This is a genomic window from Actinoalloteichus spitiensis RMV-1378 (genome assembly GCF_000239155.1).
GTDB classification, from domain to species: Bacteria; Actinomycetota; Actinomycetes; order Mycobacteriales; family Pseudonocardiaceae; genus Actinoalloteichus_B; species Actinoalloteichus_B spitiensis.
The window spans coordinates 1-904 of the sequence record NZ_AGVX02000560.1 but is presented as its reverse complement, the minus strand read 5'-3'; the positions used below and the strand labels follow the sequence as shown (position 1 = coordinate 904).

The 904-nt window shown below is 67.7% G+C and carries 1 protein-coding gene; it reads right to left on the bottom strand.

What is annotated here, in order from left to right; translation table 11 throughout:
- Positions 1–904: condensation domain-containing protein (locus ACTIDRAF_RS30420; RefSeq protein WP_039788713.1), on the bottom strand; the 904-nt coding region annotated here is incomplete at both ends.

Sequence of the window (904 nt, the reverse complement as noted above, 5' to 3'; positions counted from 1 at the left end):
GTTCCGCTGCTGCCACACCGCCCAGTCCACATACCGCACCGGGGGTTCTGGTAGTTCCTCCGTGACCAGGCCGAGACCCCTGTCGTAGAGGACACCGAGATCTCGGAGGATCACGGCCTCCGACCAACCGTCGGTGACGATGTGGTGCATCGTCAGGACGAGGACGTGCTGGTGGGTGGCTTCTCGTACCACCAGGGCGCGGAAGAGCGGTCCGGTTCGCAGGTCGAAGGGCGTGCTCATCTCCGAACGCAGGAGCACGGCGGTCGCGTCTCCGCCTCCGGCGGAGGTGTCGACGAGGAGGTCAGCGACCTCGACGACGCGGAAGTCCGGTTCCAGGTGAGGGTGGATCACTTGGACGGATTGCCCGTCCACCTCCGCGAAGGTCGTTCGCAGGGCCTCGTGCCGGAGTACCAGCGCCGCCAACGCACCGCGCAGGACGTCCAGGTCCAATGTTCCCGAGAGCCGGTAAGCCAGCGCCGTGTTGTATTCGACGCTGCCGGGGGTGAACTCCTCCAGGAACCACAGCCGTTGCTGCGCGAAGGACAGTGGCAGTGCGCCGGTTCCGTCGGAGCGGGGGATCGCGTCGACTTCGCTACCGGTCGACAGAGCACCATCCACCTCGACCGCCAGACCGGCGATCGTCGGCGAGTCGAACAGAGCGCGCGGCGGGATGCTCACCTTCAGTCGAGCACGGATTCGGGCGACGGTTCGGATGCTCACGATGGAGTCACCACCGAGGTGGAAGAAGTCGTCGGTGACCCCGACCTTGTCCACGCCGAGGACCTCGGCCCAGATCTCGGCCAACGCCTCCTCGGTCGGTGTCCCCGGGGCCACGTACTCCGCCTCCGGGTGGACCTCCGGAGCGGGCAGGGCGCGGCGGTCGGTCTTCCCGCTGGCCGTCACC